Annotated in this window: 26 protein-coding genes; 16 read left to right on the top strand and 10 right to left on the bottom strand. The window is 70.1% G+C overall.

Annotated elements, in window-relative coordinates:
- Positions 1–4 precede the first annotated feature (4 nt).
- From FHG71_RS05480 to FHG71_RS05470, 3 genes are all read left to right on the top strand, one after another.
- The gene (locus FHG71_RS05480; protein WP_139080622.1) at positions 5–1,006 is read left to right on the top strand and encodes an ABC transporter ATP-binding protein; all 1,002 of its coding nucleotides are present in this window, start codon (positions 5–7) and stop codon (positions 1,004–1,006) included.
- Positions 1,003–1,770, top strand: coding sequence for an L-iditol 2-dehydrogenase (locus tag FHG71_RS05475; RefSeq protein WP_139080621.1), 768 nt, complete (start codon positions 1,003–1,005; stop codon positions 1,768–1,770). The genes FHG71_RS05480 and FHG71_RS05475 overlap by 4 nt, the downstream gene beginning before the upstream one ends.
- A gap of 74 nt (positions 1,771–1,844) precedes the next feature.
- On the top strand, positions 1,845–3,314 hold the full coding sequence (locus tag FHG71_RS05470) for a mannitol dehydrogenase family protein (protein WP_139080620.1): 1,470 nt from the start codon (positions 1,845–1,847) through the stop codon (positions 3,312–3,314).
- A gap of 14 nt (positions 3,315–3,328) precedes the next feature.
- Here the strand turns inward: FHG71_RS05470 and FHG71_RS05465 are convergent, their stop codons facing one another.
- Positions 3,329–4,057, bottom strand: a complete 729-nt coding sequence (locus FHG71_RS05465; RefSeq protein ID WP_139080619.1) for an endonuclease/exonuclease/phosphatase family protein — start codon at positions 4,055–4,057, stop codon at positions 3,329–3,331.
- Positions 4,057–5,508: a cardiolipin synthase gene (gene cls / locus FHG71_RS05460; RefSeq protein ID WP_139080618.1), complete on the bottom strand. Its 1,452-nt coding sequence runs from the start codon at positions 5,506–5,508 to the stop codon at positions 4,057–4,059. The genes FHG71_RS05465 and cls overlap by 1 nt, the downstream gene beginning before the upstream one ends.
- A 134-nt stretch (positions 5,509–5,642) precedes the next feature.
- Between cls and FHG71_RS05455 the strand changes: the two genes are divergently transcribed.
- On the top strand, positions 5,643–6,515 hold the full coding sequence (locus tag FHG71_RS05455) for an N-acetylmuramic acid 6-phosphate etherase (protein WP_139080617.1): 873 nt from the start codon (positions 5,643–5,645) through the stop codon (positions 6,513–6,515).
- On the opposite strand, the gene FHG71_RS05450 is transcribed toward FHG71_RS05455, so the two are convergent.
- From FHG71_RS05450 to FHG71_RS05440, 3 genes are all read right to left on the bottom strand, one after another.
- Complete coding sequence (locus FHG71_RS05450) at positions 6,512–7,591, bottom strand: endonuclease/exonuclease/phosphatase family protein (protein ID WP_139080616.1); 1,080 nt, start codon at positions 7,589–7,591, stop codon at positions 6,512–6,514. The two genes, FHG71_RS05455 and FHG71_RS05450, sit on opposite strands and share 4 nt — an antisense overlap.
- Before the next feature lie 97 nt (positions 7,592–7,688).
- Positions 7,689–9,182 carry a catalase gene (locus tag FHG71_RS05445; RefSeq protein ID WP_139080615.1) on the bottom strand — a complete coding sequence of 498 codons (1,494 nt, stop codon included), beginning with the start codon at positions 9,180–9,182 and terminating at the stop codon, positions 7,689–7,691.
- Between the two features lie 66 nt (positions 9,183–9,248).
- Complete coding sequence (locus tag FHG71_RS05440; RefSeq protein ID WP_139080614.1) at positions 9,249–10,094, bottom strand: glucosamine kinase nucleotide-binding domain-containing protein; 846 nt, start codon at positions 10,092–10,094, stop codon at positions 9,249–9,251.
- Positions 10,095–10,241: 147 nt separating this feature from the next.
- Here FHG71_RS05440 and FHG71_RS05435 point away from each other — a divergent pair, with 147 nt between their 5' ends.
- From FHG71_RS05435 to FHG71_RS05395, 9 genes are all read left to right on the top strand, one after another.
- Positions 10,242–11,168 carry an N-acetylmuramic acid 6-phosphate etherase gene (locus tag FHG71_RS05435; RefSeq protein WP_139080613.1) on the top strand — a complete coding sequence of 309 codons (927 nt, stop codon included), beginning with the start codon at positions 10,242–10,244 and terminating at the stop codon, positions 11,166–11,168.
- Between the two features lie 41 nt (positions 11,169–11,209).
- The gene (locus FHG71_RS05430; protein WP_139080612.1) at positions 11,210–12,472 is read left to right on the top strand and encodes an ABC transporter substrate-binding protein; all 1,263 of its coding nucleotides are present in this window, start codon (positions 11,210–11,212) and stop codon (positions 12,470–12,472) included.
- Between the two features lie 49 nt (positions 12,473–12,521).
- Positions 12,522–13,424 (top strand): carbohydrate ABC transporter permease, encoded by a 903-nt coding sequence (locus FHG71_RS05425; RefSeq protein ID WP_139080611.1) that lies wholly within the window; start codon positions 12,522–12,524, stop codon positions 13,422–13,424.
- The gene (locus tag FHG71_RS05420; RefSeq protein ID WP_139080610.1) at positions 13,424–14,260 is read left to right on the top strand and encodes a carbohydrate ABC transporter permease; all 837 of its coding nucleotides are present in this window, start codon (positions 13,424–13,426) and stop codon (positions 14,258–14,260) included. Before FHG71_RS05425 ends, FHG71_RS05420 begins: the two co-directional genes overlap by 1 nt.
- Positions 14,257–15,282, top strand: a complete 1,026-nt coding sequence (locus FHG71_RS05415; RefSeq protein ID WP_176559301.1) for a Gfo/Idh/MocA family protein — start codon at positions 14,257–14,259, stop codon at positions 15,280–15,282. Before FHG71_RS05420 ends, FHG71_RS05415 begins: the two co-directional genes overlap by 4 nt.
- Complete coding sequence (locus FHG71_RS05410; RefSeq protein ID WP_139080609.1) at positions 15,282–16,280, top strand: ABC transporter ATP-binding protein; 999 nt, start codon at positions 15,282–15,284, stop codon at positions 16,278–16,280. Before FHG71_RS05415 ends, FHG71_RS05410 begins: the two co-directional genes overlap by 1 nt.
- Before the next feature lie 68 nt (positions 16,281–16,348).
- The gene (locus FHG71_RS05405) at positions 16,349–17,269 is read left to right on the top strand and encodes a sugar kinase (RefSeq protein ID WP_139080608.1); all 921 of its coding nucleotides are present in this window, start codon (positions 16,349–16,351) and stop codon (positions 17,267–17,269) included.
- Between the two features lie 202 nt (positions 17,270–17,471).
- Positions 17,472–18,596, top strand: coding sequence for a copper-containing nitrite reductase (nirK, locus tag FHG71_RS05400; protein WP_139080607.1), 1,125 nt, complete (start codon positions 17,472–17,474; stop codon positions 18,594–18,596).
- A gap of 90 nt (positions 18,597–18,686) precedes the next feature.
- Positions 18,687–19,460, top strand: coding sequence for a formylglycine-generating enzyme family protein (locus FHG71_RS05395; protein WP_246045353.1), 774 nt, complete (start codon positions 18,687–18,689; stop codon positions 19,458–19,460).
- A 56-nt stretch (positions 19,461–19,516) separates the two neighbouring features.
- Here FHG71_RS05395 and FHG71_RS05390 read toward each other — a convergent pair whose 3' ends face one another.
- Both FHG71_RS05390 and FHG71_RS05385 read right to left on the bottom strand, forming a co-directional pair.
- The gene (locus FHG71_RS05390) at positions 19,517–20,701 is read right to left on the bottom strand and encodes an NnrS family protein (RefSeq protein WP_139080606.1); all 1,185 of its coding nucleotides are present in this window, start codon (positions 20,699–20,701) and stop codon (positions 19,517–19,519) included.
- A gap of 80 nt (positions 20,702–20,781) precedes the next feature.
- Positions 20,782–21,225: a pseudoazurin gene (locus FHG71_RS05385; RefSeq protein WP_139080605.1), complete on the bottom strand. Its 444-nt coding sequence runs from the start codon at positions 21,223–21,225 to the stop codon at positions 20,782–20,784.
- A 99-nt stretch (positions 21,226–21,324) separates the two neighbouring features.
- Here FHG71_RS05385 and FHG71_RS05380 point away from each other — a divergent pair, with 99 nt between their 5' ends.
- A complete protein-coding gene (locus FHG71_RS05380) occupies positions 21,325–22,020 on the top strand; it encodes a Crp/Fnr family transcriptional regulator (protein ID WP_139080604.1) in 696 nt (231 codons plus the stop codon).
- A gap of 65 nt (positions 22,021–22,085) precedes the next feature.
- Here FHG71_RS05380 and FHG71_RS05375 read toward each other — a convergent pair whose 3' ends face one another.
- The 3 genes from FHG71_RS05375 to FHG71_RS05365 all read right to left on the bottom strand — a co-directional run bounded on the left by FHG71_RS05375 (position 22,086) and on the right by FHG71_RS05365 (position 22,988).
- Positions 22,086–22,448, bottom strand: coding sequence for a YbaN family protein (locus FHG71_RS05375; protein WP_139080603.1), 363 nt, complete (start codon positions 22,446–22,448; stop codon positions 22,086–22,088).
- Complete coding sequence (locus FHG71_RS05370) at positions 22,445–22,705, bottom strand: DUF6522 family protein (RefSeq protein ID WP_139080602.1); 261 nt, start codon at positions 22,703–22,705, stop codon at positions 22,445–22,447. Before FHG71_RS05370 ends, FHG71_RS05375 begins: the two co-directional genes overlap by 4 nt.
- A gap of 67 nt (positions 22,706–22,772) precedes the next feature.
- Positions 22,773–22,988, bottom strand: a complete 216-nt coding sequence (locus FHG71_RS05365; RefSeq protein ID WP_139080601.1) for a hypothetical protein — start codon at positions 22,986–22,988, stop codon at positions 22,773–22,775.
- 148 nt (positions 22,989–23,136) lie between these two features.
- Here FHG71_RS05365 and FHG71_RS05360 point away from each other — a divergent pair, with 148 nt between their 5' ends.
- Complete coding sequence (locus FHG71_RS05360) at positions 23,137–23,583, top strand: c-type cytochrome (protein WP_139080600.1); 447 nt, start codon at positions 23,137–23,139, stop codon at positions 23,581–23,583.
- A gap of 11 nt (positions 23,584–23,594) precedes the next feature.
- A complete protein-coding gene (locus tag FHG71_RS05355; RefSeq protein WP_139080599.1) occupies positions 23,595–24,935 on the top strand; it encodes a cbb3-type cytochrome c oxidase subunit I in 1,341 nt (446 codons plus the stop codon).
- Positions 24,936–24,937: the final 2 nt, after the last annotated feature.

The raw sequence follows: 24,937 nt of genomic DNA, 5'->3' as shown, positions 1-24,937 counted from the left end.
CACCATGGGACAGATCACCCTTTCCGGCGTGACCAAGCGCTTCGGCGAGACCGAGGTCATCCCGCCGCTCGACCTGAACATCGAGGACGGCGAGTTCGTGGTCTTCGTCGGCCCCTCGGGCTGCGGCAAGTCCACGCTGCTGCGCCTGATCGCGGGTCTGGAGGACACCACGGCCGGGCACATCAGCATCGACGGCAAGGACGCCACCGGCCTGCCGCCCGCCAAGCGCGGCCTCGCCATGGTGTTCCAGAGCTACGCGCTCTATCCGCACATGACGGTGCGCAAGAACATCGCCTTCCCGCTGCGCATGGCCGGCATGGCCAAGGACGAGCAGGACCGCCGCGTCGAGGCGGCGGCCAAGGTGCTGAACCTCACCAGCTACCTCGACCGCCGGCCGGGCCAGCTTTCGGGCGGCCAGCGCCAGCGCGTCGCCATCGGCCGCGCCATCGTGCGCGAGCCCGCGGCCTTCCTCTTCGACGAGCCGCTGTCGAACCTCGACGCCGCGCTGCGGGTGGGGATGCGGCTGGAGATCAGCGAGCTGCACGAAAGGCTCAAGACCACGATGATCTACGTCACCCACGATCAGGTGGAGGCCATGACCATGGCCGACAAGATCGTGGTGCTGAACGCCGGCCGCATCGAGCAGGTGGGCAGCCCCCTCGAGCTCTACCGCACGCCCCGCAACCTCTTCGTCGCGGGCTTCATCGGCAGCCCGCGCATGAACCTCATCAGCGGGCCCGAGGCCGCGCGCTTCGACGCCCACACCATCGGCATCCGGCCCGAGCATATCGGCGTCCATCCCACACTGGGCGACTGGCGTGGCGTGGTCGGCGTGTCCGAGCACCTGGGCAGCGACACCTTCTTCCACGTCCACGAGACGGGCCTCGCCGAAAGCCTGACGGTGCGGGCGGGCGGCGAGGTGCCGATCCGTCACGGCGACACGGTGTTCCTGACGCCGGATGCCTCCAAGATCCACCGCTTCGACCAGAACGGATTGAGACTATGAGACTTCAAGGCAAGCGCGCCCTCATCACCGGCGCGGCCCGCGGCATCGGCCTGGCCTTCGCCGAAGCCTACACGCGCGAGGGCGCCCGCGTCGCCATCGCCGACATCAACATCGACCGCGCGCGCGAGGCCGCCGCGAACCTTCCCGGCGCGATGGCCGTCCAGATGGACGTGACCCGGCAGGACAGCATCGAGGCCGCCGTGGCCGAGGTCGAGAACGCCTGGGGCGGCATCGACATTCTCGTGAACAACGCCGCGCTCTTCGAGGCCGCGCCCATCGTCGAGATTACGCGGGCCAGCTTCGACAAGCTCTTCGCCGTCAACGTCGCGGGCGTGTTCTTCACCACGCAGGCCGTGGCCAAGGGCATGATCGCGCGGGGGCAGGGCGGCAAGATCATCAACATGGCCTCCCAGGCGGGCCGCCGGGGCGAGCCCTTCGTGGCCGTCTACTGCGCCACCAAGGCCGCCGTCATCAGCTTCACCCAGTCGGCGGGCCTGAACCTCATCCGGCACGGCATCAACGTCAACGCCATCGCCCCCGGCGTCGTGGACGGCGAGCACTGGGACGGCGTGGACGCCGAGTTCGCCCGGCTGGAGAACCGCCCCCTGGGCGAAAAGAAGCGCCTCGTGGGCGAAAGCGTGCCCTTCGGCCGCATGGGCACCGCCGACGACCTGACCGGCATGGCCATCTTCCTCGCCACGCCCGAGGCCGACTACATCGTCGCCCAGACCTACGGGGTCGACGGCGGCAACTGGATGGCCTGACGACCGCCCGCTCCGCGCCGGGCATCCACCGATGTCATGACGGCGGCCAGATCCGCCCGATCCGAGGACCCTTCATGCCCATTCCCCTGTCGCTCGCGACCCTGCCGCAGATCCCCGAGAGCGTCGCCCGGCCCGGCTACGACCGCGCCAGCCTGACGCCCGGCATCCTCCATGTCGGCGTCGGCAACTTCCACCGCGCGCATATGCAGGTCTATCTGGACCGTCTGTTCAACGCAGGCCGGGACCACGACTTCGCCATCGTCGGCGCCGGGGTGCGTTCCGCCGATGCCGCCATGCGCGACCGCCTTCTCGCGCAGGATGGCCTTACGACCGTCGTGGAACTCGACCCCTCGGGCCTCAGCGCCCGCGTGGTGGGCTCGATGATCGACTTCGTGCCGGTCGAGGCCGAGGCGGTCATCGCCGCGATGGCCGATCCCCGTATCCGCATCGTCTCCACGACCGTGACCGAGGGCGGCTACTACGTCGACGCCAAGACCGACGGCTTCGCCGCCGATCACCCGGACATCCGGCACGATGCCGCGAACCCGGACGCACCCAGGACGGTCTTCGGCATGGTGCTGGCCGCGCTACGCCGCAGGCGGGACGCGGGCGTGCCGCCCTTCACGTTCCTCTCCTGCGACAACCTTCCCGAGAACGGCCACGTCGCGAGCCGCACGATCACCGGCCTTGCCCGGTTGCAGGACGCGGGCTTCGCCGAATGGGTGGCCGCCAACGTGGCCTTCCCGAACTCCATGGTGGACTGCATCACGCCCGCCACCTCGGACCGCGAACGCCGGATGGTCGCGGACAAGTTCGGCATCACCGACGCTGTGCCGGTCGCCTGCGAGCCCTTCCGCCAGTGGGTGCTGGAGGACAACTTCCCCCAAGGCCGCCCCGCCTGGGAGGAGGTCGGCGCCGAGTTCGTCCAGAACGTCGCGCAATACGAGCTGATGAAGCTGCGCATCCTGAACGGCGGCCACGCGGCCATCGCCTATCCGGGGGCGCTGCTGGGCCACCACTTCGTGCACGACGCGATGGCCGACCCGCGTATCTCCTCCTGGCTCGACGCGCTGACCCGGCGCGAGATCCAGCCGACGCTGAAGCCCATCGAAGGCGTGAGCTACGACGCCTACCGCGAGCTGATCGCGGAGCGCTTCTCGAATCCCGAGGTCGGCGACACGATCCCGCGCCTCTGCCTCGACGGCTCCAACCGGCAGCCCAAGTTCATCCTGCCCACCGCCCGGCAGGCGCTGGAGGAGGGGCGGCCCTACGAGGGTCTGGCGCTGGAGGTCGCGCTGTGGTGCCGCTACTGCGCCGGCACGACCGAGGCGGGCGAGGCGATCGCGCCCAACGACGAGAACTGGGCCGACCTGAACGCCCGCGCGCTGGCCGCCAAGGACGACCCCTCGGCCTTCCTGTCCAACACGCTCGTCTTCGGCCCGCTCGGCCAGGACCCGCGCTTCGCCGAGGCCTTCGGGCGGCACCTGCGCTCGCTCTGGACGAACGGCACCGAGGCGACGCTCGCGGCCTACGTCAACGGCTGACCGGGCCGGGCGGATCAGGCCGCGAAGGCCAGGTCCGCCCAGATCGGCAGGTGGTCCGAGGCGACGTGCGACAGCCCGCTCGCATGGACGCGGGACCGCACCTCGCGCACGGGCCCGCTCAGGATCATGTGGTCGAGCGCCACGAAGGGCCGGGACGCATGGAAGCTCGGCCCCGGCGTGACCAGGCGCAGGTCGCGGTGAAAGGGCCGGACGAGCTGGAACGGCGCCCGTTCGTTCAGGTCCCCGGCCATCACCACGGGCATTCCCGTGCCCTTGGTCGCCTCCAGGATCGCCGCCATCTGCCGGTGCCGCGAGCCGCGCTGCAGCCCCAGATGCGCGGCCACGAGGAGGAAGCCGCCGCGCCCGATCTCCTGCCGCACGAGCGCGACCATGGCCCCGCGCGGCTCCAGCCCCGGCAGCTCGATGAGCTGCACGACCTCGCCCGTCAGCCCCCGCCGCAGCAGCACCGCGTTGCCGTGCCAGCCTAGGGACGGCCCGGGCCCCGTGTCGATGTGCGTGAACGTCCCGTGCGTCGCCAAGAGCCCCGGCGGGATCGCCGCCGGCCGCGCGCCCAGCCGCTTGTCCGCCTCCTGCAGCACCACCACGTCGGGCGCGATCTCGTCCAGCACCGACAGGATGCGCTCGGGCCTCCGCTTCCAGTCGAGCCCCACCGCCTTGCGGATGTTGTAGCTCGTCACCCGGACCCGCCATTCGGCGCCCGGTCCCTTTCGCGCTTGCGCCATCAGAGCAGCGGCGACACGAGCCGCGCGACCGAATCGCGGAAGCGCAGCACCGGCGAGCCGGCGCGATAGGCATCGGGGTCGAAGGGCGTGCAGCGCGCCCGGTCGCGTTCGTAGTCCGCCTCGATCTCGGCCGCGACGACGGAGTCATAGACCAGCGCGTTCAGCTCGTAGTTGATCGAGAAGGACCGGATGTCCCAGTTGCCCGATCCCACCGAGGCGACCCAGCCGTCGGCGACGACCGTCTTCGCGTGCAGGAACCCGCCTTCGTACATCAGCACCTCCACCCCGGCCGCGGCGATCTCCGCCAGATAGGTCCGGGCCGCCCAGTAGACGACCCTCTGGTCCGGCCCGTGCGCCGCCACCATGATCGACACGTCGATCCCCGACAACGCCGCCGTCTTGAGCGCCTCGGTCAGCGAGGCGTCCAGGATGAAATAGGGCGTCTGCACCCGCACGCGTTCCCGCGCGCCCGCGATCATCCCGAAGTACTGCGTCCGGACCGCCCGCCAGTCCGAGTCGGGCCCCGACACCACGAGCTGCACCGGCTGCCCCTCGCCGTCCTCGGCCCCGAGCGGCGGGAAGTCGTCGGGGCCGAACAGGCTCTCGCCGGTGGCGTTGGCCCAGTCCACGGCAAAGACCCGCTGGAGCGCCCGCACCGCAAGGCCCGTCATCCGCAGATGCGTGTCGCGCCAGATCGGATAGTTCTTGCCGGGGTAGACCCGAAGGGGGTCCATGTGCTCCTCGCCGATGTTGAGGCCGCCCGTGTAGCCGATGCGCCCGTCGATCACCGCGATCTTGCGGTGGTTGCGATAGGAGATCGTGTGGACCCGCCAGAGCGGCGAGGAGGGCCACATCTCGATCCCGCGCGCGCGCATCCGGCGGATGTAGATGGCGGTCTTGATCCCGAAGGATCCCACGGGGTCGTAGAGGACCCGCACCTTCACCCCCTCCCGCACCTTGGCCTCCAGCAGCTTCATCAGCGACTCGCCCAGCGCGTCGGGTCGCCAGATGTAGTATTGCAAGTGGATCGTCCGCTTGGCCGCCCTCAGGTCCTCCAGCAGCCGCGGATACTTCTCCGAGGCGTCCTGAAGCACCTCGACGCGGTTCGAGACCGTCACCAGCCCGCCCGAGGCGGCATGCGCGAGCGTCGCGAGCTGCCGCACCAGCGGCGGGCGCGTGGCGATCCGCTCCATGGCGCGCTCGTGCTCGGCCTCGGCCTGATCCAGCGTGGCCCCCAGATGCTCGCGGCGGCCCTGCTTGACGAGCCTGCGCGTCCGCCCCACGCCGCCCCGCATCCGCCCGAAGAGGATATAGACGATCAGCCCGCCCAGCGGCACCGTCAGGAACAGGAACAGCCAGGCGAAGGCCGACTGCGGCCGCCGGTTCTCCGAGATGATGTAGGCCGAGACGGCGACGATGTAGATCGTGGCCCCCAGCGTGAACAGCGACATGCTTCCCCCGCGCGGCTCCTGCGCCGCGCCACCAGATTTCCCGTCCTGCCACCGGGCCGCAACCCCCGCGCGGGCCTCGCCCCGCCCGGCAGCGCCGCTAGGTCAAAATGCGAGCGCAGCCGGAGCCCCCACGCATGACCGAAGCCGTCGATCCCCGCACCCAGGACCTCGACGGCTGGACGCCACTCGAGGCGGCGACCGCGATCTGGGAAGGCCAGCTCGCCGCCGTCGCGGCCGTGGGGCCCGCTCTCCCCGCCATCGCCGAGGCCGTGGAGCGGGCGGCCGGGCGGCTGGGGCGGGGAGGGCGCCTCGCCTATGCCGGAGCAGGCACCTCGGCCCGCATCGCCGTGCAGGACGGCAGCGAGCTCGCCCCCACCTTCGACTGGCCCGAGGACCGCGTCCTGTTCCTCATCGCCGGCGGCCCCGCCGCTCTCCTGCGCGCCGCCGAGGGCGCCGAGGACGACCGCGCCGACGCGCAGCGGCAGGTCGAGGCGGCCCGGCTCGGGCCCGCGGACGTGCTGATCGGCCTCGCCGCAAGCGGACGCACCCCCTTCACGGCGTCGGCGCTGGAAGCCGCGAGCGCGGCGGGCGCCCTGACCATCGGCCTCGCGAACAACCCCGACGCGCCCCTCCTCGCGGCCTGCGACGTCGCGGTCCTCGTCGAGACCGGCCCCGAGCCGGTCGCGGGCTCCACCCGGATGAAGGCGGGGACGGCCCAGAAGGTGGTGCTGAACACGATCTCGACCCTGGTGATGGTCCGGCTCGGCCGGGTCCATCAGGGTCTCATGGTCGAGATGCGCCCCGGCAACGACAAGCTGCGGGCCCGCGCCGTGGCGATGGTGGCGCAGATCGCCGGCTGCCCGTCCGAGGAGGCGAAGGCGGCGCTCGATCGCGCGGGCTGGTCGGTCAAGGCGGCGGTGCTGGTCGCCCGTGGCCTGTCGCCCGAGGAGGCCGCCCGGCGGCTCGCCATCGCGGGGGGACGGCTGCGCGCGGCGCTCGGGCCCTAGGCCGCGTCCTGCGGCTTCGGGCGGCGCAGGCCGGCCCGGTACTCCGCGATCCGGGCGTCGATCTCCTCGCGCTCCTCCTCGGTCATGGGCGGGGGACGCCGGTTCAGGCTCCGGGCCTCGTCGGGGTCGATGCGGATGCGGGCGATGACGGGGAAGTGGTCCGAGCCGGTGTACTCGCCCAACCGGAAGTCGACCACCGCGATGTCGTCGGTGACGAAGAACTGGTCGATGGCGCAGCGGATCAGCAGGTTGGTGGCGTGGAAGCTGGCATAAAGGCCGCGCCCGATGCGGGGGTCCAGGAAGCGCCCGTAATGCTGGAAAAGCCGCGAGGTCGCCGACCACGCCGCGTCGTTGAAGTCTCCCATCGTCACCAGGGGCACGTCCGACTTCCGCGCGAAGCGCGAGGCGTAGAGGATCTGGGCGTCGCGTTGCTCGGTGTCCACGCCGGGCACCGGCGGCTGGGGATGCAGCCCCACGAAGCGGAAGAGCCGCCCCGAGCGCGTCCGCAGCTCGGCCCAGACCGAAGGCGTCTCGTCGGAGGTCAGGTAGTCGATCTCCGCCTCGATGGTCTCCAGCCGCGTGGCGAAGAGGATACCGTAGCAGTCGTCCTTGGGCAGAGCCAGGACCCGGGGATAGCGGTCGAGCACGGGCTTCAGGTTCTCGATCCAGCGGCGGTCGGTTTCCATCAGCAGCAGGACGTCGGGATCGACCTCCTCGACCAGCTTCCGCACGAGGTCGTGGCGCTCGTTCTGCATCAGCACGTTGGCGGCCAGCAGCAGGACCTCGGCCCCGTCGTCGCGGTGCGGGGCGAAGCGCATCTCCCGCCGCGCGAGCGGGGTGAAGGGCCGGATGCGCCAGAGATGGAGCGCCAGCCCCGCCAGCATCGGCACCAGCGTCACCCAGAGCCAGGGGCCAGACAGGAACCAGAGGGCCAGGGCGATCACCAGGGCGTGCGCGATGGCGATCTGGACGCGCGGAAAGTCCCACATCCGCACCCACCAAGCATGGCTGCCGGACAGGGGAAGAAGGGTGACGACCGAAAGCAGGGTGGCCAGCGCAAGGATCAGGAGAGTCATGATCCAGAGTTAGCAGGAACACACCGCTTGGAAAGCGCCCAAGCGAAGCGCCCCGGAGATCGCCTCTCCGGGGCCGCCGTCATTCCCGCCGCAGGGGCTATTCGGCCGCCTGCGCTGGCGCCTCGCGCCCCAGCCCCTGCGCCACGCGCCGCCCATAGTCGGGGTCGGCCAGCGTGAAGTGCCGGACCATTTTCTCCTGGATCGGAGCCGCGCATTCGCGCAGCGCCCCCACGAGGTTCGAGATCAGCTCCTCGCGCTCGGCGTCCGTGAAGGTGCGGTAGCGCTCGCCCGCCTGGGCGAAGTCGTTGGTCCGCTCGATCCGCTGCCGACCGACCTCGCCGGCCCAATGCGTGCGCGGCGGCTGCCCGGTGCGCGGCTGCTCCCGGAGCCCGTCGAAGTTCGACGGCTCGTAGTTTACGTGCGGGTTCGCGCCCTGCTCGGCCCCGTCCACGTGGTAGCTCATCTGCCCGCCGCGCTGGTTGGTCGCGAAGGGGCAGCGCGGCGCGTTGATGGGCAGTTGCAGGTAGTTGGGCCCGACCCGGTACCGCTGCGTGTCCGAATAGGCGAAGGTCCGCCCCTGCAGGAGCTTGTCCTCCGAGAAGTCTATCCCGTCCACCAGCACGCCCGTGCCGAAGGCCGCCTGCTCGACCTCGTTGAAGTAGTCCTTCGGATTCCGGTTGAGCTGGATGTGCCCGACATGGCGCAGCGGGAACTGGTCCTCGGGCCAGAGCTTGGTCACGTCCAGCGGGTCCCAGTCGAGTTCGGGGTGCTCATGGTCGTCCATGACCTGGATGAACATGTCCCATTCCGGGAACTCGCCCCGCTCGATGGCGTCGTAAAGGTCGCCCGTCGCGTGGTTGAAGTCCTTGGCCTGGATGGCCTCGGCCTCGGCCTGGGTCAGGTTCCGCACGCCCTGCCGCGGCTGGAAGTGGAACTTGCAGAGCTGCGTCCGCCCTTGCTCGTTCACCAGCTTGTAGGTGTTCACGCCCGATCCCTGCATCTCGCGATAGGTCGCGGGGATGCCCCAGGGCGAGAACAGGTGCGTGATCATGTGCGTGGCTTCGGGCGACATCGACACGAAGTCGAAGAACCGCTCGTTCATCTGCCGGTTATGGATCGGGTCCGGCTTGAAGGCATGGACCATGTCCGGGAACTTCAGGGGATCGCGGATGAAGAACACCTTCAGGTTGTTCCCCACGAGGTCCCAGTTCCCCGCCTCGGTATAGAACTTGATGGCGAAGCCGCGCGGGTCGCGCAGCGTCTCGGGGCTGTGCCCGCCATGGATCACCGTCGAGAAGCGCAGAAAGATCGGCGTCTCGGTGCCGGCCCGGAACACCTTGGCGCGGCTGTACCGTTCCATGGGCTCGTCGCCCAGCTTGCCCGTCGGCACGAAGACCCCGTGCGCCGCAGCGCCTCGCGCGTGCACCACCCGCTCGGGGATGCGCTCGCGGTCGAAATGGGTGATCTTCTCCAGGAAGTGGTAGTCCTCCAGCACCAGCGGCCCGCGCGGTCCCACGCTGCGGGTGTTCTGGTTGTCGTAGACCGGATGGCCCTGACGGGTGGTAAGTCCCACGGACGGCTTGTCGGTCATGCTGCTCCCTTTCCGGCTGGCCGGTCCCGGCCTGGTTCGTCCGAAGGGGCAACGACCGACGGCCGCTCAGGGTTCGACCGCCCCCTCGCGCGCGAGCCATAACGCGCCGTCAAGGGCGGTCCCCAGCGGCTCGCGCAGGTCCCAGCGTCCCGCAAGCCGCGCGGCATGGACGGGCGCAAGGCCCCCCAGAAGCACCACGGGCAGGTTCTCGCCCCCGCGCAGCAGGTCCACCGCCTCGGCCACGTCCTGCGCCGCCCGTTCCATCACCGCCTGCGCCGCCGGGTCGTCCGAGGCCGCGACCAGCGGGGCCAGCGCCGCAAAGTCGGCTGGCCGCGCGCCCAGCGAGAAGGTCACGACGCCATCCGCCCCGCCGCGCTCTTCCAGCAGGCGCCGCAGGAAGGGGGTGAGCGGCACGAATCCGTCCTGCGCCCGCAGCGCGCGGGACAGGATCGCCCGCCCGATCCAGGCGCCGCTGCCCTCGTCGCCCAGCACCAGGCCCCAGCCCCCGATCTGCCGTACCCGGCCGCCGCGCTGCACGGCGAAGACCGAGCCCGTGCCCAGGGCCGCCACCACGCCGTCGCCCGGCCCCATCGCCCCCTTCACCGCCGTCACCGCGTCTGTCTCGATGCGCAGGCGCGCGAAGGGCAGGGCGGCGCGCAGCCGCTCGGCGAAGCCCTTGCCGTTCACGCCCGCAAGGCCCAGCCCGGCCCGCAGCCCGGGCAGCTCGTCCTCGTCCAGCCCCGCCTCGGCCAGCGCCGCCCGCGCGGCCCGCAGGATGCTCGCCCTCGCGCCCTCGGGGTCCGAGGCGATGTTGGCCGGCCCTGCGGTGCCGCGCCCCAGCACGCGGCCCGCCGCATCAGCCACCGCCGCGCGGCAGCCGGTTCCGCCGCCATCCACCCCCAGAAACAGCATGCCCGTCCTCCGCTTGCCCGTCCCTTGTGGCCCGCCCCGCGCCCAAGGGGAAGGCCACCCCCCTCATGCCGCAGGGCAGCGACGGCCAAGCCTTTACAGTCGCCCGCGAATTGGCATGATCGAAGCCGCAGGGAGACAAGAACCAGAATGGCCGAGCGACCTACCGAGGCGCGACACCCGTCCTCCGCCGGGCTTCACGCCGTCCCCGGGCCCGAGGCCCTGCGGCTCCTCCTGGACGCACAGGCCGAGGCTGTCATGGCCGTCGCCCCGGCCATCGTGGACATCGAACGCGCCGCCCAGGCCGCCGCCCGCGCGCTGCGAACCGGGCACCGCATGGCCTATGCGGGGGCGGGCTCCTCGGGCGTCATGGCGCTGTCCGACGCGCTGGAGCTCTGGGGCACCTTCGGCCTGCCGCCCGACCGGACGCCCGTGCTGCTCGCGGGCGGGCCGGACACGCTCCTCCACATGACGGGCACCGTCGAGGACGACCCTTCGCTCGCGCAAGCCGACTTCGACCGGCTGGGCTTCGTGAACGGCGACGTCCTGATCTGCGTCTCGGCCTCGGGCGGCACGCCCTACACGCTGGCCTTGGCCGAGATGGCGCAGGCGGTCGGGCTCTGCGTCGTGGGCCTGGCCAGCGTGCCTGGCTCGCGCCTCCTGCAACGGGCCGACATCCCCATCCTTCTCGACACGGGCCCCGAGGTCGTCTCGGGCTCCACGCGCTTGGGGGCGGGGACGGCGTCCAAAGTGGCGCTGAACCTGCTGTCGACGCGCGTGGGCCTTCTGCTGGGCCATGTCCACGACGGCTACATGGTCAACGTCGTGGCCGACAACGCCAAGCTCCTCGACCGCGCCGCCCGCATCGTCTCGGCGCTGTCGGGCCGGGACATGAAGGCGGCGACCGAGGCGCTGTCGGCCACGCGGGGCGCCGTGAAGCTGGCCGTCCTGGTCGCTCGTGGCCTGACCCCCGACGAGGCCCGCGCCACGCTCGCCGCGAGCGGGGGAACGTTACCGGACGCGCCCGTCGCTAACGACTCCGAAACCCCACCGTCCGGTGGTCGAAGGACTCCTTAACCTTTCCGGTCCAGATTCGAGACAAACAGGGAGAGACCCCCATGACACGACCCTTCCGCCTCGCGCTCCTGACGACCACGCTGCTCGCGGGCGCGGCCCAGGCCCAGGAGCCGGTGACGCTCACCATCGAATCCTGGCGCAACGACGACCTCGCCATCTGGAACGACGTCATCATCCCCGCCTTCGAGGCGCAGCACCCCGACATCAACGTGGAATTCGCGCCCACCGCCCCGGCCGAATACAACGCCGCGCTGAACAGCAAGCTGCAGGCCGGCTCGGCGGGCGACATCATCACCTGCCGTCCCTTCGACGCCTCGCTGGAGCTGTTCAACAACGGCCAGCTCGCGGACCTGTCCGACCTGCCGGCGATGGCCAACTTCTCGGACGTGGCCAAGTCCGCCTGGCAGACCGACGACGCCTCGGCCACCTTCTGCGTGCCCATGGCCTCGGTGATCCACGGATTCATCTACAACCGGACCGCCTTCGAGGAGCTAGGGCTGGAGGAGCCCACGACGGTGGACGAATTCTTCGCCGTGCTCGACGCGATCCAAGAGGACGGCACCTACATCCCGATGGCGATGGGCACCAACGACCAGTGGGAAGCCGCGACCATGGGCTACCAGAACATCGGGCCCAACTACTGGAAGGGCGAGGAAGGGCGTCAGGCCCTGATTTCCGGGACCCAGAAGCTGACCGACCCGCAATGGGTCCAACCCTACGAGCAGCTCGCCCGCTGGAAGGACTACCTGGGCGACGGCTTCGAGGCGCAGACCTACCCGGACTCGCAGAACCTGTTCACGCTGGGCCGCGCCGCCATCTTCCCGGCCGGCTCGTGGGAGATCTCGGTCTTCACCCCGCAGATCGCCGGCGCCTTCGAGATGGGGGCCTTCCCGCCGCCCGTCCCGGCCGAGGGCGACACCTGCTACATCAGCGACCACACCGACATCGGCATCGGCATGAACGCCGCGACCCCCAATCCCGAGGCCGCGCGCACCTTCCTCGACTGGGTGGGCAGCCCCGAGTTCGCCAACCTCTACGGCAACGCGCTTCCCGGCTTCTTCCCGCTGTCGAACGCCGAGGTCACGCTGGAGGACCCGCTGGCGCAGGAGTTCATCTCCTGGCGCGACGAATGCGAATCGACGATCCGCTCGACCTACGCGATCCTGTCGCGCGGCACGCCGAACCTCGAGAACGAGACCTGGAACGCCTCCGCCAACGTGATCCGCGGGACGGAAACGCCCGCCGACGCGGCCGCCCGGCTCCAGCAGGGGCTCGACTCCTGGTACACGCCCGCGCAGCAGTAAGGACGGCGGCCCCGGCTTCGGCCGGGGCCCTCCGCCACGAGGGGATGGAATGACGAAGCGGCCCATACGCTGGCACATCGCGGTGTTCCTGGCCCCGGCGGTGCTGGTCTACACCGCCATCATGATCATCCCGCTGTTCGGGACCCTGAACCTCGCGCTCTACGGCGAGGAGGGGTTCCGTGGCCTCCGGAACTTCCGCACGCTCCTGGGCGACCCGCTCTGGTCGGACGCATTCTGGAACGCTTTGGGCAACAACGTCTGGTTCTTCGTCATCCACATGCTGGTGCAGAATCCCATCGGCATCCTTCTGGCGGCGCTGCTGTCCAGCCCCCGCCTGCGCCTTGCCGCCGTCTACCGCACCGCGATCTTCGTCCCCACGATCCTGAGCTTCGTGATCGTGGGCTTCGTGTGGAAGCTGATCCTGTCGCCGCTCTGGGGTATTGCGCCCTCGATGCTGGACGCCGTGGGCCTTCGGGGCCTCTTCGCGCCGTGGCTGGGGCAGGAGGGCTCGGCCCTCACCACGCTCGCCCTGATCTCCGTCTGGCAGTTTGTGGGGATTCCCATGATGCTGATCTACGCCGCGCTCCTGTCGATCCCCGACGAAGTGCTGGAGGCGGCCGAGATGGACGGCATCACCGGCTGGTCCCGCTTCTGGAAGGTGCAGCTTCCGCTGATCCTGCCAGCGATCGGCATCATCTCGATCCTGACCTTCGTGGGCAACTTCAACGCCTTCGACCTGATCTACGTGAGCCAGGGGGCTCTGGCCGGCCCCGACTTCGCCACCGACATCCTCGGCACCTTCCTGTACCGGACCTTCTTCGGCTTCCAGCTCCAGCTCGGCGACCCGCACATGGGCGCGGCCATCGCGACGGCGATGTTCCTCATCATCCTCGTGGGGGTCTGCCTCTACCTTTTCGGCATCCAGACGCGGCTCCGCCGCTACCAGTTCTGATGGCCGCCCGCTCCCGTCCCGGCCGCAGCATCGCGGCGCACGCGATCCTGCTGACCTACACGCTGATCGCGCTGTTCCCGGTCTGGATCATCCTCATCAACAGCGTGAAGTCCCGCCGCGCCATCTTCGGTGCCCCCCTCGCGCTGCCCACGCCCGAGACCTGGGACCTCGTGGGCTACACCACCGTGCTCGAGAACGGCGATTTCTTCGGCTACTTCCTGAACTCGCTGATCGTCACGGTCGTGTCGCTGGCGCTGGTCCTGCTGTTCGGCGCCATGGCCGCCTTCGCGCTGTCCGAGTACCGCTTCCGCGGCAACACGCTGATGGGCCTCTATCTCGCCTTGGGCATCATGATCCCGATCCGGCTCGGCACCGTGGCGATCCTCCAGATGATGGTGTCGGCAGGCCTCGTGAACACCCTGACGGCGCTGATCCTCGTCTACACGGCGCAGGGTCTGCCGCTCGCCGTCTTCATCCTGTCCGAGTTCATGCGGAACGTCTCGGACGACCTCAAGAACGCGGGCCGGATGGACGGCCTGTCCGAATACGCGATCTTCTTCCGGCTCGTCCTGCCGCTCGTCCGCCCGGCGATGGCGACCGTGGCCGTGTTCACCATGATCCCGATCTGGAACGACCTCTGGTTCCCGCTGATCCTTGCCCCTTCGGAGGAGACGAAGACGATCACCCTGGGTTCCCAGGTCTTCATCGGGCAGTTCGTCACCAACTGGAACGCGGTCCTGGCGGCTCTGTCGCTTGCCATCCTGCCGGTCCTCGTCCTTTACCTCATCTTCTCGCGGCAGCTCATCCGCGGGATCACCGCCGGAGCCGTGAAATGACCATCCGCGTCCTCGTCGTGGGCCTGGGCAACATGGGGCGCAGCCACGCGCTCGCCTATGCCACGAACCCCGACTTCGAGGTGGTGGGCCTCGTGAGCCGCTCGCCTGTCGACCTGCCGCCCGAACTCGCGGGCCTGACCATCAGCATGGACTTCGCCGAGGCGCTGGAGCGGCTGAAGCCCGACCTCGTCTGCATCGCCACCTATTCCGACAGCCACGCCGACTATGCCGTGGCCGCGATGGAGGCCGGGGCCCATGTCTTCGTCGAAAAGCCGCTCGCCACCACCGTGGCCGACGCCCGCCGCGTCGTCGAGACGGCGCGGCGGACCGGGCGCAAGGTCGTCGTCGGCTATATCCTCCGTCACCACCCAAGCTGGATGCGCCTGATCGAGGAGGCCCGCGCCATGGGGGGGCCCTACGTCTTCCGCCTCAATCTCAACCAGCAGAGCAGCGGGCCGACCTGGGAGGTGCACAAGCGCCTGATGGACACGACCTCGCCCATCGTGGACTGCGGCGTCCACTACGTCGACGTCATGTGCCAAATCACCGACGCCAAGCCGACCGAGGTGCGCGGCATGGGCCTGCGCCTGTCCGAGGAGGTGGGCCCCGAGATGTACAATTACGGCCATTTCCAAGTGCTGTTCGAGGACGGCTCCTGCGGCTGGTACGAGGCCGGCTGGGGCCCGATGATGTCGGACACCGCCTTCTTCGTGAAGGACGTGATCTCGCCCAAGGGGGCCGTCTCGATCCGGATGCCCGAGGACGCGCGCTCGGACGACATCGACACCCACACCCGGACCTCGCAGATCCGTCTCCACCGCGTGGGCCATCCGGATCAGGACCTGAGCATGGCCGACGAGCCCGGCCACCAGGATCTCTGCGACCGCGAGCAGGCCTTCATGGCCCGCGCGATCCTGGAGGACCTGGACCTCTCGCGTCACCTTCAGGACGCCGTGCGCTCGCTCGCCGTCTGTCTCGCGGCGGACGAGAGCGTGCGGACCGGCCAGCCGGTGAAGCTCTGATGGGCGCGCTGGACCTCCGGGGCGTCGCCAAGAGCTTCGGCAAGACTCCCGTCATCAAGGGCGTGGACCTGTCGGTCGCGGACGGAGAGTTCGTCGTCTTCGTCGGCCCCTCGGGCTGCGGCAAGTCCACGCTCCTGCGCATGATCGCGGGGCTCGAGGACGTGACCACCGGCACCGTCTTCCTCGACGGGCAGGACGTGACGAACCTGGCGCCGGCCAAGCGCGGCATCGCCATGGTCTTCCAGACCTACGCCCTCTACCCGCATCTCACGGTGCGCGACAACATGGGCCTGGCACTCAAGCAGGCGGGCGTGTCCCGGGCCGAGATCGCCCGCGACGTGGGGCGCGCCTCCGCCATGCTCGCGCTCGACCCCTATCTCGACCGCCGCCCCGTCGAGCTGTCGGGCGGCCAGCGCCAGCGCGTCGCCATCGGCCGCGCCATCGTGCGCACGCCCCGGCTCTTCCTCTTCGACGAGCCGCTGTCGAACCTCGACGCCGCTCTTCGGGTCGCCACCCGGATCGAGATCGCGCGGCTCCATCGGGAACTGGGCGCGACGATGATCTACGTCACCCACGACCAGGTGGAGGCGATGACGCTCGCCGACCGGATCGTGGTCCTGCGCGCGGGCGAGGTGGAGCAGGTGGGCCGCCCGATGGACCTCTACAACGACCCGGCCAACACCTTCGTCGCGGGCTTCATCGGCAGTCCCCGGATGAACTTCCTCAAGGGCGCGGCCCTGGGCGAGCAGGCCGACACCCTCGGGATCCGGCCCGAGCATCTCGCCATCGCGCGCGGGCCCGGCCCGATTCCCGGCACCGTGAGCCACGTGGAGAAGCTGGGCGGCGAGACGCTGGTCTATGTCCGCACCGAGCCGCACGGCCTCCTGACCGTCCGGCTCTTCGGCGAGCACGACTTCGCCGTGGACGAGGCGGTGGGCCTTTCGCCCGACGGCGCGCGGGCCTTCCGCTTCGACGCGGCCGGGCGCCGGCTCCGCTAGGCCCGGGCCCTCTGGCCGCGCGGCCCGCGCGCGGCTATCCACGCCCCCGACCAGCCCGGAGGCCCACCATGACCCAGACCCCCATCCGCATCGCCTGCCTCGGAGAGGCGATGATCGAGCTGTCGGGCCTCGACCCCCGCGCGGGCACGCTCGACGTCGGCGTGGCGGGGGACACGCTCAACACCGCCATCTACATGGCGCGGGCCTTGGGCGACCGGGGGCGCGTTTCCTACCTGACGGCGCTGGGCGACGACGCCTTCTCGGACCGCATGGCGGGCTTCATGGAGGAGGAAGGCATCGACACCTCCGCCATCGCCCGCCTCCCCGGGCGGCTTCCCGGCATCTACTCCATCGCCGTGGACGAGCGGGGCGAGCGCACCTTCTCCTACTGGCGCAGCGAGGCGGCGGCCCGCGCCATGCTGGCGCCCGGCGGGATCGACCCGGAGACCCTGGGCGACTTCGATCTCGTGTTCCTGTCCGGCATCACATTGGCGATCCTGCCGCCCGAGCACCGCATGAAGCTCATCGGCCAGTGCAACTGGCTCAAGGCCTCCGGCAAGACCGTAACCTTCGACACCAACTACCGTCCCCGTCTGTGGGAAAGCGAGGAGGCCGCCCGCGCGACCTTCTCCCAGATGTGGGACGCCACGACCATCGCGCTGCCCTCGCGCGACGACGAGGCGCGGCTCCATCCAGGCGAGGACGTGCCCGACCTCTTCGACCGGCTCGCCCGTAAGGGCGTGACGGAGATCGCGCTCAAGGACGGCGCGGCGGGCCCGCATCTGTGGACCGGGGGGCAGGCGCTTCCTCGCGGCGCCTATCCGCCCGCTGAACGGGTCGTGGACACCACGGCCGCCGGGGACAGCTTCAACGCGGGCTACCTCGCGGCGCGGCTGATGGGGCAGGGCGTGGAGGAGGCGGCGCAGGCCGCCCACGCGCTTGCCGGCCGCGTCATCGGCGTGCGCGGCGCCATCATTCCCCGGTCCTGACCCAGCGTCCCCATCGTCCCGGACGACCTGCATTCCGCCCTGCGCACCGGCGCGGAACATTCGTTTTCGGCCCTCGGCCGAAGTCCCCCCGCGACCGCGGCCGGGGATGCGACAGGTTGTCAAAGGGAACCTTGTTCCAGCACAACGTCGCCCCGCACGCCAAGGCGCATGGTCTCCTCACACGCAGCCAATGGAGATCAAGATGCTGTCCCGCAGAGCCGCCCTGATGGTTGGAGCCGGACTTGCCGCCGCCCCCGTGCTGGTCCAAGCCGCCCGCGCCGAGGGCAGCATGGACACCTCGGCCGCCGCGCCGGCCGACCTGTCGAGCCTCCCCCGCATCCGCCACGAGCTGGCCATCCCGCCGCTCGTCCACGACCACGAGCAGGTGGCCTCGACCGGTCCCCGGATCGTCGAGTTCACGATGGACATCATCGAGAAGGAGATCCAGGTCGCCGACGACGCCTACCTGCAGGCGATGACCTTCAACGGCTCGATCCCCGGCCCGATGATGGTGGTGCACGAGAACGACTACGTGGAGCTCACGCTCCGCAACCCCGCCACGAACACGATGCAGCACAACATCGACTTCCACGCCGCCACCGGCGCGCTGGGCGGCGGCGCCCTGACGCTCATCAACCCCGGCGAGCAGACGGTCCTGCGCTTCAAGGCGACGCGCGCCGGCGTCTTCACCTACCACTGCGCGCCGGGCGGCCCGATGATCCCCTGGCACGTCGTCTCGGGCATGTCGGGCACGATCATGGTCCTGCCCCGCGAGGGCCTGAAGGACGTGGCCGGGAACCCCGTCGCCTATGACCGCGTGATCTACATCGGCGAGAACGACTTCTACATCCCCAAGGACGCGGACGGGGCCTACATGCGCTTCGCCGACGCGGGCGAAAGCTACCCCGACACGCTGGAGGTGATGAACAAGCTGATCCCCACCCACGTCGTCTTCAACGGCCGGGTAGGGGCGCTCACGGGCGACAACGCCCTGACCGCCAAGCAGGGCGAGCGCGTGCTCTTCGTCCACAACCAGGCCAACCGCGACACCCGCCCGCACCTGATCGGCGGCCACGGCGACCTCGTGTGGGAGGAAGGCAAGTTCCACAACACGCCCCGCGTGGATCTCGAGACCTGGTTCATCCGCGGCGGCTCGTCGGGGGCGGCGCTCTACAAGTTCCTCCAGCCCGGCCTCTACGCCTACGTGAACCACAACCTGATCGAGGCCGCGAACCTCGGCGCCACGGCCCACATCAAGGTCGAGGGCGAGTGGAACAACGACCTGATGGAGCAGGTGCTCGCGCCTTCGCCCTACGCGGGAACCTGACGGGACAGCCCCGCCGCGCCGTTGGGCGAGGCGGCCGGCCGGGACAGGGGGCGGCCGAAAGGTCGCCCCCTCTTTCATTCGGAGGAAGCCATGAAGATATCGGTTGCCACCCTGGTCCTGATCTCCCTGGGCGCCATGCTGCCCACGACCCAGCCGCCGCAGCGGTACGGCGGCCCCGAGCTGGTCACCGTGCCCGCCGGAGGCTGGAGCTACCGCCCTGCCGGCACCTGGCGGCAGGACGGGCGGCCGGTCGATCCGCCGCTCCAGCGCCTGTCGGCCGCAACGCCGCTCGCCATCATGCGCCATCAGGTGAGCCGGGGAGACTACGCCGCCTGCGTGGCCGACGGCGCCTGCCTCCCCGCCGAGCCGGGCGTCCCGGACGAGCCCCAGACCGGCGTGAGCTGGCACGACGCCACGGCCTATGCCGCCTGGCTGTCCGAGGAGACCGGCGCGACTTGGCGCCTTCCCACGGATGCCGAATGGCAGCGCGCCGCAGCCGAGCGCTTCACCGACGACGCGCTGGGCACAAAGGCTCTCACCGACCGCTGGCTGACCCGCTACGCGCGCGAGTCCGAGGCCGGGATCGACCCCGTGCTGCGGCCACGAGGCGGCTGGGGCGAGAACACGAAGGGCGTGGCGGACCTCGCCGGCAACGTTTGGGAATGGACGGAGGACTGCGTGGTGACGGGCACGATCGGCCCCGATGGCCAGCCGTCGGGGCGGGACGAGTTCTGCGGCGCGCGCATCGTCGAGGGGCCGCACCGCGCCGTGGTGATCGACTTCGTGCGCGACGCGCGGGCGGGCGGCTGCGCCTCGGGCGTTCCGCCCGAATACCTGGGATTCCGGCTTGTCCGCGAGGACTGACCTCGCGCGAGCCAAGGCCCCGGCAGGCTCGGTCGGCCTGCCGGGGTCTTGCCGTCTCAGGAGTTGGGCGCGCGCCGGGCCGCCTGCGGCTGCACCAGCCAGGGGCCGGCCTTCAGCACGAAGATCCCGAAGCCCACCGTCCAGAGCGCCGCCGCCAGCGTCAGCCCTGAAACCCCGGCCAGCGTGGCCTCGGGCAGCCCGGCCCGCAGCACGGCCGCGACAACCATCGTGGCAAAGGCCCCTGCGAGCCAGGGCCCGGCCACCAGATCGCGCCCGGTGTGGCCCATGGTCGCCCGCATCATGACCGCAAGAGTCATGCCCCCGATCGCGCCCACCCCCAGCAGGTGCAGCCCCGCCGCCAGCGGCAGCAGATCCCATCCGGCCAGCCCCGTCGCCACCAGCCCCAGCGGCACGAATCCGTAGGCCACGTGCAGCATCAGCAGAAGCGGCGAGCGCCAGGTCGCCCAGCCCTGCCAGCGCGACAGCCGCATCACGTGCAGCAGCCCCGCCGCGACCAGCATCCCTCCTGTGGCGCGCCCCGGCAGTGCCGACCAGCCCAGGAGCGACGCGGCCCCCAACGCCAGCGACGCGCCGTCGAACCGGTTGAACGGAACGGGCAGCCGCGCCTCGCCCCGCTTGGCCAGCCAGTTGCGGGTGAAGCTCGGGATGATGCGCCCGCCGATCAGCATGATGAGGAACACGATCACCGCGAAGCCGAGCCGCCGCCCGGCATCGGCGGCTCCGTCCCGCATCGTCTCCCAATGGAACAGGAGGTTGGAGGCCCACAGGATCAGGACCGGCCCCAGCACCATCATGTTGCGCCAGTTCCGTCCCGCAACGATCTCGCGCAGGATCATGGCGCCCACGGCCAGCAGGAACGCGCCGTCCACTGCCCTGACGCCCAGGGGCGGCAACGGCAGGAGCCCCGCGACCGCAAGGCGGCCCCCGACCCACAGCCCCGCCAGTGCCGCGAGCGGCCAGCCACGGGTGGGCATCCGGCCGGTCCAGTTCGGCACGGCGGTGAACAGGAAACCGGCGACCACCGCGCCGGTGTAGCCCCAGATCATCTCGTGGATGTGCCAGTCCACCGGATTGAAAGGCCCGCCCAGCGCGAGCGTGCCGTCGCGGACCAGCATCCAGGCGGGCATCACGGCGACGGCGAAGAGGGCGGACAGAAGGAAGAACGGCCGGAAGCCGTAGCTGAGAAGCGCGGGACCCTCATAGGGGGGACGACCCGACATCGGAGTCACTCCAAGATGGCGAAAAGGAAAGGGGCGGCAGGCGCCGGCCCGCCGCCCCTCCCGACTGGCCCGTCGGGGGGTCACTGCACCTGGGCCAAAGCCTCCTGGAAGCGGTCCTTGGCCTTGCCGCGCAGGCTTTCGCCCACGGCGGTCGCCGCCTCCAGATTGGTGGCCTCGCCGACCTGGATCAGTGCGACCATGCCCATGCCGGCGTGCGGCGTGCATTCGACGCCGTACAGGCCTTCCTTGGTCACGGTGATCGAGATCTCCTGGCCCATGTCGCCCTTGAAGGCCTCGGCCCCTTCGGGGATCAGGTCCTTCAGGGTGGCGGCGTTGTGCCCGCCATCCGTGGGCACGAAGGTGATGGTGTCGCCCGGCTGCGCGGCGATGTAGGCCGGTTCGAAGACCATCGCGCCCGCCTCGCCCTTGTTGAGCATCTGCACGGTGTGGGTGGTCTCGGTGGCGAAGGCGGCCCCGGCCAAGAGGGCGAAGGCAGCGGTCAGCGTGAGGGTCTTGGCGAACATCGGATGTTCCTTTCGTTGGCGATCCGGTTTGTTTCGCTGACCGTCCTAGTCTAAGGCGATGGCTCGCATTTTGATTTTGCGCAAACTCGGAGGCGGAAGATGGCGCGGCTCGATGAAAGCCTGATCGCGGGGCTGGCCCCGTTCCGGAAGCTCGACCGCGCCCAGATCCGCGAGATCCTCGACCAGTCCGCCCCCCGGCGCCACGACGAGGGCGCCGAGATCTTCCGCGAGGGCGAGGAGGCCGACCGCTTCTTCCTCCTGCTCGACGGCTTCGTGCGGGTCCTGCGCACGACCCCCACGGGCGAGCAGGTGATCCTGCGCCACCTGCCTCCGGGCCAGCTCATCGGCATCGCGCCCGCGATGGGGCGCACGACCTATCCGGCGACCGCGCTGGCGGCCAGCGAGTCGCTGACGCTCGCCTGGCCCGTGCGGCTCTGGTCCGTCTTCATCGACCGCTACGAAGGCTTCGCCGCCCACACGCTGGGGGCGATGGGCCAGCGGTTCCAGGATCTGCACGATCACGTGGCCGAGCTGGCCACCAAGGCCGTCGAGCAGCGCGTGGCCGCCTGCGTGCTGCGCATGGTCAACCAGACCGGCCGCAAGGTCGAGGGCGGCATCGAGATCGCCTTTCCCGTGACCCGCGCCAACATCGCCGAGATGACCGGCACCACGCTCCACACCGTGAGCCGGCTCCTGTCGGCCTGGGAGAAGGAGGGCATCGTCGAAAGCCGCCGCAAGCACATCGTGGTGACGCAGCCGCACCGGCTCATGCTGCTCTCGGGCGTGGTGGGGTGAAAGGCGCGGCCTAAGGACGACCGGTCGGGGATGGTCGCCTGCGCCGAGCGCCCGAACGGGCCTGCTCAGGCGGAGGGGCGCGTCAGCACGAAGGCTCCGGCGCCTGCCAGAGCCAGCGCCTGCATCGCCAGCACGGCGGGGGGCAGCGCCAGCAGCACGGCCCCCAGCAGAGAGACGGCCATGGCCATGCAGGCGGCGGCCTTGTGCCGGGGCCGGATCGCGCCCCGCGCCTCCCAGTCCCGGATCGCCGGGCCGAAATGACGGTGCTCCTCCAGCCGGGCCCGCATCCGGGGCGAGCCGCGGCTGAACGCGAAGGCCGCCAGGATGACGAAGGGCGTCGTCGGCAGGACGGGCAGCAGGATGCCCACGATCCCGAGCCCAAGCGCGACATAGCCCGTCGCGCACCACAGAAGCCGCGCGGACGTCATCGCGCGGACGCCGCCATCACGCGACTGCGGCTCAGGACCGTGCCCTCGCCGTCCAGGATCAGCCGAAGCCGCACCCCGCGGTAAAGGAACGTCAGGCGGAATCGCCCCTCGTCCTCGCCCTCGCCGCGCTCGAACCGGCTCTGGATGCGCCCGTCGCGCAGGAGCCCGGGCACGAGCGGCGGGTCGATCCCCAGAAGGGGGCCCAGGTCCGTCGCATCGATGGTGAACCCGCCCTCGGGTCTCGGCTCCAGGCGCATCGATTCCCTCCCGCTCGCGCGTCCCTCATGTGGGACAACGCGGGGCGGGATCAACAGGCCGCTTGGATCAGGCCTCGCCGAGGGCGGCGGCGCGCAGCCGCGCGCGGAACGCCGCCTCGTCCAGCCGGTACTCCTGCACGGCGTCGATGACCGTGTGGAAGGGCGCGATCGGGCAGCCGAAGCACAGCATCCGCTGCTCCATGAAGACCTGGGCCGCACAGGGCCAGAGGTCGAAGATCCTGGACAGCTCCAGGTCGGGGTCGTCGATGAACGGGGCGCGCATGGCCCTGCCTCCAGTCTCCCGGCTTGCGCTGCCGGGCTGTCCCGACATTGCGCCCGGCCATCGCTCGGGTCTTTGCGGGATCGCAACATCCGCATGTGGGGCAGGGGCTAGCAAGGCCGGGCAACAACGACCGCCCGAGGGACCCCCGATGTCAGACTACCTGACCAAGGCCCGGGCCCGGAACGTGTTCTACGGAGGATCGCTCTTCTTCGTGGCCGTTTTCGGAGCCCTGGTCGCCCACAGCCACCGCACGATCGCCAGCACGGCGACCCCGCCCCTGACCGACGCCGTCCGCCTGGGCAAGCATGTCTGGGAGGAGAACTCCTGCATCAACTGCCACTCGCTCCACGGCGAGGGCGCCTACTTCGCCCCCGAGCTGGGCAACGTCACCACCCGCTGGGGCGTGATCGAGGACCCCGAAGGGGCCTACGAGGTGCTCGACGCCTGGATGAAGGCCCAGCCCTCGGGGATCGAGGGGCGCCGCCAGATGCCCTTCTTCGACCTGACCGAGGAGGAGACCCGCGGCCTCGCCGAGTTCCTGCGCTGGGCCGACGACAGCGACCTCCAGTCCTGGCCGCCGAACGACGCGGGTTGAGGAGAACCATCATGAAGTACCAATCCCAAAAGGTCGCGGCCGCCTATTTCGCGGTGGCGCTCGGACTCTTCGCCGTCCAGGTCCTCGCGGGGCTGCTCGCGGGCTGGATCTACGTCTCGCCCAACACCCTGAGCGAGATCCTTCCCTTCAACGTCGTCCGCATGATCCACACCAACGCCCTGGTGGTCTGGATCCTCCTGGGCTTCTTCGGCGCCGCCTACTACCTCGTCCCCGAGGAAGCCGAGCGCGAGCTCTTCTCGGTCAGGCTGGCCTGGGTCCAGCTCGCGATCCTGACCGTCGGCACGTTGGGCGCCGTCGCCAGCTACCTCATCGGCATCCACGGGGGCCGCGAGTTCCTCGAACAGCCGCTCTGGGTCAAGTTCGGCATCCTCGTGGCCGCGCTGATCTTCCTGTTCAACATCACCATGACCTCGCTCGCGGGCCGCAAGACCGCGATCACCAACATCCTGCTCCTGGGGCTCTGGCTCCTGTCGCTCCTGTGGGTCTTCGCCTTCATCAACCCGGACAATCTGTCGCTCGACAAGATGTACTGGTGGTTCGTCGTCCACCTCTGGGTCGAGGCGACCTGGGAGCTCGTGATGGCCGCGATCCTGGGCTACCTGATGCTCAAGCTCACGGGCGTGGACCGCGAGGTGATCGAAAAGTGGCTCTACGTCATCGTGGCGCTGGCGCTCTTCTCGGGCATCCTCGGCACCGGGCACCACTACTTCTGGATCGGCGCGCCGGGCTACTGGCAGTGGATCGGCTCGATCTTCTCGACGCTCGAAGTCATCCCCTTCTTCGCCATGATGAGCTTTTCCTTCGTCATGGTCTGGAAGGGCCGCAAGAACCACCCCAACAAGGCCGCGCTCCTGTGGTCGCTGGGCTCCGCCACCGTCGCCTTCTTCGGCGCGGGCGTCTGGGGGTTCCTGCACACGCTGCACGGGGTGAACTACTACACCCACGGCACGCAGGTGACGGCCGCCCATGGGCACCTCGCCTTCTACGGCGCCTATGTCGCGATGAACCTGGCGATCATGACCTACGCCATGCCGCACATCCGGGGCCGCGATCCCTACAACCAGGCGCTCAACATGGCCTCGTTCTGGCTGATGACCGGCGGCATCGCCTTCATGACCTTCGTCCTGACCTTCGCCGGCACCGTCCAGACGCACCTGCAGCGCGTGATGGGCATGTACTACATGGAGGTGCAGGACCAGCTCTGGCTCTTCTACGCGATGCGCTTCGGCGCCGGGGCGGCGGTCGTGATCGGGGCCATCCTCTTCATCTACGCCACCGCGGTGATCCGGCCCCAAAGGGCCGCCCGCGCGGCCCTGCAACCGGGAGAATGACC

This window comes from Rubellimicrobium roseum (assembly GCF_006152145.1).
In the GTDB taxonomy this organism is placed as follows: domain Bacteria; phylum Pseudomonadota; class Alphaproteobacteria; order Rhodobacterales; family Rhodobacteraceae; genus Rubellimicrobium; species Rubellimicrobium roseum.
This window is presented reverse-complemented; position numbering and strand designations above follow the sequence as displayed.